At 44.1% G+C, this 7,714-nt stretch carries 6 protein-coding genes and 1 pseudogene; 5 read left to right on the top strand and 2 right to left on the bottom strand.

Features of this window, described 5'->3' with window-relative positions; translation table 11 throughout:
* Window positions 1–201 precede the first annotated feature (201 nt).
* The 4 genes from yacB (at window position 202) to ACJHXA_RS23210 (ending at window position 2,622) form a co-directional block, all read left to right on the top strand.
* The gene (yacB, locus tag ACJHXA_RS23225) at window positions 202–480 is read left to right on the top strand and encodes a type II toxin-antitoxin system toxin YacB (protein WP_097309154.1); all 279 of its coding nucleotides are present in this window, start codon (window positions 202–204) and stop codon (window positions 478–480) included.
* Window positions 481–525: 45 nt separating this feature from the next.
* Window positions 526–1,374 carry a 3'-5' exonuclease gene (locus ACJHXA_RS23220; RefSeq protein WP_023154360.1) on the top strand — a complete coding sequence of 283 codons (849 nt, stop codon included), beginning with the start codon at window positions 526–528 and terminating at the stop codon, window positions 1,372–1,374.
* A gap of 116 nt (window positions 1,375–1,490) precedes the next feature.
* On the top strand, window positions 1,491–1,973 hold the full coding sequence (locus ACJHXA_RS23215) for a hypothetical protein (RefSeq protein WP_001311056.1): 483 nt from the start codon (window positions 1,491–1,493) through the stop codon (window positions 1,971–1,973).
* A 301-nt stretch (window positions 1,974–2,274) separates the two neighbouring features.
* The gene (locus ACJHXA_RS23210; RefSeq protein WP_000142450.1) at window positions 2,275–2,622 is read left to right on the top strand and encodes a DUF6404 family protein; all 348 of its coding nucleotides are present in this window, start codon (window positions 2,275–2,277) and stop codon (window positions 2,620–2,622) included.
* 17 nt (window positions 2,623–2,639) lie between these two features.
* Here the strand turns inward: ACJHXA_RS23210 and ACJHXA_RS23205 are convergent.
* Window positions 2,640–2,825: pseudogene (locus tag ACJHXA_RS23205) on the bottom strand (hypothetical protein); the annotation flags it as partial.
* A 219-nt stretch (window positions 2,826–3,044) separates the two neighbouring features.
* On the opposite strand from ACJHXA_RS23205, the gene ACJHXA_RS23200 reads away from it, so the two are divergent.
* Window positions 3,045–6,866, top strand: coding sequence for an anti-phage transmembrane ATPase (locus tag ACJHXA_RS23200; protein ID WP_064055658.1), 3,822 nt, complete (start codon window positions 3,045–3,047; stop codon window positions 6,864–6,866).
* A gap of 654 nt (window positions 6,867–7,520) precedes the next feature.
* On the opposite strand, the gene ACJHXA_RS23195 is transcribed toward ACJHXA_RS23200, so the two are convergent.
* Window positions 7,521–7,714 (bottom strand): IS1 family transposase (locus ACJHXA_RS23195; protein WP_000718190.1); only part of this gene is annotated, 194 nt, incomplete at its 5' end.

Here is a 7,714-nt window from a genome sequence, read left to right as displayed (position 1 = left end):
ACATCAACCTAACCGGCGATTACGTCTGGCGGCAGAGCCGCAGACTGGAAGACGGGAAGTTTCGGCCCTTACGGATGCCCGGAAAACCTTAGCGTACGATTTTTTCCGAATTCTGCGGGCTCCCCTACTTCCCCATGACATGGTCGAATCTTCCGCTGCTGCATGGCGGGATGAAATGAGCAGGAAAGTCGCCGGTAAATGATGGAGATATTCTGGACCATGCTGGCCAGCCAGGACAGGAAGCGCATTCGTGAGTACATTGCGGAGCAGAACCTGATAGCCGCCATTGAACTGGACGAACGGATTGGTTATTCAGCCAGCAACCTGGCCGGGCAGCCGTATAAAGGCCGCAACGGTCGTGTGGAAGGTACCCGGGAACTGGTTATTCACCCGCATTTTGTTCTGGTTTATGAGGTCGACAGCCAGTGGGGAAAAGTGTATATCCTGCGAGTATTGCATACTGTACAGAAGTGGCCATAGAGGGGCTGTCCGGATATAAAAACGTCTGACGGAGATGCAAGAACCATGAATAATGATGAGCTGGTCACCAGACGTGCGCAGGCGATTGCCGAAGACAGGTGTTTCTCGAAAGGACGTCTGCGCGATGAATTCAGAATGAAGCCAGCCCCCGGTGCTGAGCCGGTTAAGTGGTATAAAAATAGTTATGGTGGCAGGTTCGCTGTATACCGAATTGCAGACTGTGTTCCGATGCGTGAGAAACGCCCTCTGACGAGTAAACAACAGCTGGCTGGCCAGCGGCTTTCCGTTTTATCCCGACTAAACAGCACCAGTGGCCGGATGGCACGGCAGGCATATGACTGGCTGAGTCTGGCACCACTCTTTCTGGATACTGAAACGACAGGACTGGATAATACCGCGGAAGCCCTGGAAATCGGCCTGACCGATGCGGCCGGTCAGGTGGTATTTGAAACCAGACTGAAGCCCACGGTCGCCATCGGGGCGCAGGCCGCCGCTGTGCATGGTATCAGTGAGCAGGCTCTCTGCGGCGCACCATCATGGACAGATGTGGCGCGGCAACTGCGGCATGCAATCGGAGATCGACCAGTAATTATCTTTAATTCCCGGTTCGACATCCGCATTCTGAAACAGACTGCGGCCGCACATAGCGATCCGGCTGACTGGCTGGAAGAAATGACGGTATATTGTGCGATGGAGCTGGCTGCAGGATATTATGGGGCCACCAACCGCTATGGCACGATTTCACTGGCCTGTGCTGCCAGCCAGGCCGGACTGACCTGGGAAGGGCAGGCACACTCAGCGATCGCCGACGCACGGATGGCGGCAGGGGTGGTAAACGCTATTGCTGCATATCATCTGGAACTGCTGCAGGAACAGGCCCGGCTGAAAATCTGACCGACTGGCCTGTATACCGCAATCATTTACGTTATCCAGACGTAAATCCGCCGCTTGTTACTGTCAGTATGTTAATGCTAATGTATGCGTACATTAGCATTAATGAGGGATGATATGTGAGAAATAAAACCAGGGAGGCCATGCGGCTTTTTTTAGGCGGCAGGTGCTACACGGCTGAAAAACTTGAAAAGGATTATCTGGCTGAAGTGGCTAATTACAGTAACGACCGCTGGGAAGCACCGCAACGTGCCGCACGCCTGGCTGCCAGCGTAAAGCGTTACAAGACATCAGAAATGCTGCGCTTTATTTTTGCTACCATTGCCTATGATCCCGATCCAGATTTAACCCCGCTGACTGTGAGACGTTTGTGCAAGGCATTGTTCGGCAGAACCGGAAGCCAGTGGCTGGTTGTTGAAGTTTTTGGGGAGAAGGGGCGTCAGCACCGCAGCGCGGACAGCAATCCGGAGATGGTGGAAAAAATGGCTGCCAGATATCGTCATGCCGCCGAACTACACTGGTCCGCAACGCTGGCAGAAATTGAACGGGTAAAGCGGCTTTATCAGACGAAAATTAAGAAATCCAAAAAAGAAGTGGGTTGACTGCCATTGTTATTCTTTTCCTTCATCATTAATGCTAATGTATGCATACATTAGCATTAATGTATGGTGCGTTAAACGTACAATAATTTCGAATATCCAAACTGATCTCATACACGCTTGTAAGCGGCCCTCACGGCCCGCTTACGCGGATTAAGATAATATTTCCTGTTCATCAGCCGGCCTCCTGTTCTCCCTTTCTTTTGTCAGTGTACCGGTGCATGACAACATAATCACAGCATGATAATAATAATCAATAACAATAAGCTGTGTCACGTTTACATCATGGAACGGAGGTGCTCCTGTGACCTTTGAGCAGAAAAAAGCCCGGGCCATTGCCCTGATGGACAGCAAAAAGATGTGGCGGAGCAATTATGCCCCTCCTCTTCTGCGTATTCTCTGGCGGCTGGGTATCCGGCTTCCGCCATTACCCTTTATGCCGTTCTGGCAGGTCACGGTGCTGACGGGGGGCTTATGGGGCATTTCCTGGGGATGTGCAATGTGGTTTATCTACTGGGGGCCGTCAGGAATGGTGGCAGGTGAGGCCATTATTATAAGTATCACGGGGGGTTTTTTGTTCGGACTGCTCATGGCCTCTTTCCACTGGTGGCGCAGGAAAGTTAAGCGGCTGCCATCATGGGATGATGTGTAAACCGTGCTGGCATGTTTTTACGGAGTGACGCTTTCATTAACCTGTACACGAACTTCTATTCCGGCATCATGACAGGCCTGCAGCCACTGCGCCACTTCCAGCGGATCGCCCTCCCGGCGTACCACTCTGCCTTCTTTATTCCATAACTGCAGACAGGTGCTGCCGTCGAGACGCACCACAAAATCTCCACGGCAGGCCTGATAGGGGTTTGAGGGCCAACCGTACGAAAACGTACGGTAAGAGGAAAATTATCGTCTTAAAAATCGATTTATGCTATCACAGTCGTCTCTTCAGGTAAGTACGGTTGCCTTTGCCTGCTTTCTTCTCGTCTGGTTAAGTTAAGAAATTCAGAGATCCATGCTTGAGATAAAAGCGGAATAAAACCAGTAAAATGTAACTAAAACAACAACGGAATTGTATCAATGATAATGTCCACACCGTGGCTGACACCGATCGTTGCCGATAGTGATCATGCTGAGGCAAATGCAGTGAGCTATGAAGCACTGACTCCGACAGAACTCGACTCAGATAAAGCAGGCTGTTATATCAGCGCGCTTAATTATGCTTATGAACATCCGGATATCCGGAATATTGCTGTTACCGGGCCGTATGGGGCAGGGAAAAGCTCAGTATTAAAAACATGGTGCAAAGCTCACAATGGGACACTGCGGGTGTTAACCGTTTCTCTTGCTGATTTTGATATGCAGAGACATGTGGATGAAAGTAATGGGGACAGCAGTAGTGACGAAGGGACGAAAAATACTGGTAGTGTTGAAAAATCTATTGAATACAGTATTCTGCAACAAATACTCTACAAAAATAAAAAGCATGAGCTTCCCTGTTCCCGCATTGACCGTATATCAGATGTGACTGCGGGACAAATATTGCGGTCTGCGTCTTTTCTGACAGGAACCATTTTACTGAGTGGAGCTGCTTTATTTTTCCTTGCGCCGGATTACGTTACAACAAAGCTATCTTTGCCGGGAGCATTCGCCCGTTACCTTCTTGAATGCCCGTTTGGGGTGCGTGTGTCCGGTGCAGTGGCATCTGTGATGGGATCGTTATGCCTGCTTTTGAACCAGTTACATCGTATCGGTATATTTGACAGGAAAGTAAGTCTTGATAAAGTGGACCTTCTGAAAGGCGCTGTTACAACCCGGGCATCATCACCTTCTTTACTTAATGTCTATATTGATGAAATTGTCTATTTTTTTGATTCGACTAAATATGATGTAGTGATATTCGAAGATCTTGACCGTTTTAACAATGGCCGGATTTTCGTGAAATTGCGGGAAATCAATCAAATTATTAATAACTGCCTTTCTGACAGAAAACCTGTAAAATTTATTTATGCTGTCAGAGATGGTATTTTCAACTCAGCAGAGTCAAGAACGAAATTCTTTGATTTTGTTATGCCTGTTATTCCAGTGATGGATAACCAGAATGCTTATGAGCATTTTGTTAAAAAATTCAAAGAAGAAGAGATAAATAATAACTTAAGCGAATGTATTTCTCGTATTGCGACATTTATTCCCAATATGCGTGTAATGCATAATATTACAAATGAGTTTCGACTCTATCAGAATTTAGTCAATAGTCGGGAAAATCTGGCCAAACTACTTGCCATGATAGCATATAAAAATCTCTGTGCGGAAGATTATCATGGTATAGATAGTAAAAAAGGTGTTCTTTATCATTTTATTCAAAGCTACTTAGACCATGAAATTCAGAATGAATTATTACATTCTGCAAATAACGAACTTGAGGATATGGCACAGTCACTTGTAGCGATAACAAATGAAAAACTCGCAAACCGGGAAAATCTGCGCGAAGAACTGCTCATGCCTTACCTTAGTAAAAATTATAGCGGCGCGCTTGTTTTTTATACAGAAGGAAGGCAAATAAGTCTTGATGATTTGATACAAGATGAAGATGAATTTCTCATGCTTTTAGATAAGGAAAATATTCAGGTCGTTACCCCCTATAACAGACAAATTTTTCTCATGATAAATCAGCGGGATACAGAAAAACTGAAGCAGCAGTATGAAAAACGATGCCATTTAATTGAAACTAAATCTGTTGATAATATAACCAGAGTGAAAAATAATATTTCCAGTCTGGAGTCATTGAGGACCGAAATTCTTTCCGGAACTGTAGCTGATATAGCAGAAAAGATGACAAATGAAGGCTTTGTTGCCTGGATAAAGAAGAAAGAGGATACAGGTGTCCTGACGATTCAGTCGGAACATGAACAGATTGACTTTATATTTTTTCTGTTATCAAGTGGTTATTTATCAACAGATTACATGTCCTATCGCTCAATCTTCATTCCCGGAGGGCTGAGTGAGACAGATAATTTATTTCTTAAGGATGTTATGTCTGGTAAAGGTCCGGAAAAAACATTCTCATTCCATCTTGATAACGTTAATAATATTGTTGAACGACTCAAAAAGCTGGGGGTTCTGCAGCGTGACAATGCTCAACATCCTGCTGTTATCAGATGGCTGATTGATAATGACCCTGATACCCTGAAAAACAATATAATGGCATTACTGAGTCAGACGGGTAGCCAGCGTGTGGTTAGTTTGCTGATGTTGATGCAGAACGATTTCACAACGTATGTTCGCCTGCGTTACCTGGAGATTTTTATGTCAGATGAACATATACTGAACAGATTGCTGGCACATTTATGTGCGTCAGAAGAACGCACACCCGAGCAAAAGTTTTTTGTTCAGGAAATAGCGGCACACCTGTTATGCCTGACTGAAAAATCAAATATCTGGCAATCGGTTGAGATTAATAAACGTATCGGTGAACTTATAGATTCCTCCCCAATTCTTATTACTGCTGTGCCAAAAGGATATGGTGATGCGTTTTTTGAAGTGTTGAAAGATAATACACTTTCAGTTTCATATATTCCAGGTGATGTGGGAGACGAGAAGTGTTCTGTTATCAGGAAAATTGCGGGTGCAGGATTATTCAAATATTCCGTCAGTAATCTTAAAAATGTTTATCTTTGCCTGACGCAAGACAAGAATGAAGAAAGAATGTCATTCTCTCTTTATCCGTTTCATTGTCTCGAGTCCCTGGCTATTTCTGAATTAACAGAAGTTCTGTGGACTAACATAGAAGATTTTATTTTATCGGTATTTATTGAATCGGAAGAGATTGATCGTATTCCTGAATTGCTGAATTCTTCTGAAGTCTCAATGACTGTTGTTGAACAGATTATAGCCAAAATGGATTTTTGTATAAATAATCTGGATGATATTATTAATCGTTCAGAGTGTGCGGACAATAATGCTTCAGGGAGAAATATCTATAGCATGCTGTTGCAGCATGACAGGATTTTTCCATCCTTTGATAATATTATTCATTTATTGCATGATACATCAATTAATACTTCCGGTGAACTTGTTCAGTGGGTAAATGAGAAACACTTTGAATTTGAACCATCTGATATAGTCATAAATGATACAGGAATATTTAATAATTTTATTTCTGAATTAATTTGCTCGCCAGTCATTTCAGAAGAAGCTTTACTGAAAGTACTGAGTAATTTAAACGTTGTTATTATCGATGTGCCTGAAAACATTCCATTGCGAAATGCTGAACTGTTATGTTCAGAGAAAAAACTGGCACCGACAGTTAATGTCTTTACGGTGTTGTTTAATGCTCTCTGTGGAAATGTTGATGATATTAACAGGATGAATACTCTGCTTGGTAACCTTATTGCCCAGCGTCCTGAGATTATTACCCAGGAGCCAGAAGATATTTTTTATATCGAGGGTGACTTTGATGAAGAACTGGCAAGCGAACTTTTTCGTCACAAGCTAATCGGTATGAATATAAAAGTTGCCGCTTTACGCTGGTTGCGTGATAACAAACCGGGAATTCTTGATAAGAGCTACCTGCTGTCATTAGATATTCTGGCAGAACTGAGTCCCTGGATGGGTGACGATGATCTGCGCCTGACACTGCTTAAACGTTGTCTGGTTGCCGGGGATGCTGGCAAAGACGCGCTTTGCGTGGTGCTGAACAGTTTTGCTGATGAGAGCTATCATGGACTGTTACCACATGACAGGTTCAGGAAAATCCCTCACTCCGTGGATTTGTGGGAAGTGGCCGAATTAATCAGCAATCTTGGATTTATTCAGCCGCCAAAAATGGGGTCAGGGCGTGATGAACACAAAATTGTTATTACTCCCGTACGCTATGTCCGTGATGTTGAGTTTTATGACTGAGCATCATTGATACGGTGTTTTAATTGCCTTAAATACAAAAATAAAAACAGATTAATGCTTAATGTGCATTAATCTGTTTTAGTTATCAATGGCTGTTAATTATTGTTAATTTTACATTAATCTTTCTTTTTCTTCAGGAAGATCCGAAAACTCCTGGTTACGGATCTTCCTCTCCCCCCACACAACGCCACCTCCTGTCAGCACAACATGTGGTATCTCATTCAGCTGCTCATGACACTATATGTTGTGTCATCTCCCTGACCTGTGATGCGCCGCGCAGGGGCGGAAAACAGCGATATGATTATTTTCTCAGCGTGGTACACTTCCGGAAAGTTGTGATATTCCGGAAAGTCGGATCTGACGGAAACGGCTCTCCGGTAATTTAACTGCGTTTCTATATGGCTACTTATTATTTCAGTATGTGAAATTCATTTTTTGTGAAAGTCACTGTTCTCAACAGAGTGGCACTCATCTGGCGATGATTGAGGTGTGGTAAAATTGCACGGCTAACTATTCAACTGAGGAAAGGACATGTTTACTGCATTCAATGAGAGAAATGATTTCAGTTATGCTTTTGAAAAAATCCGTAATGCGATTTCCGCGCCAGGAGAAAATAATGTTTATGCTGCAACAGAATTAGGTAATGACTCCAACTTATTGATAGTGTTTTATGTTCAGATAATGCCCGATGACTTTGTCATGCAGCTCCACCGATTTTGAAAACGACAGCGACTTCCGTCCCAGCCGTGCCAGGTGCTGCCTCAGATTCAGGTTATGCCGCTCAATTCGCTGCGTATATCGCTTGCTGATTACGTGCAGCTTTCCCTTCAGGCGGGATTCATACAGCG

It is taken from the genome of Escherichia sp. WS33 (assembly GCF_046486385.1).
In the GTDB taxonomy this organism is placed as follows: domain Bacteria; phylum Pseudomonadota; class Gammaproteobacteria; order Enterobacterales; family Enterobacteriaceae; genus ECMA0423.
This window is presented reverse-complemented; position numbering and strand designations above follow the sequence as displayed.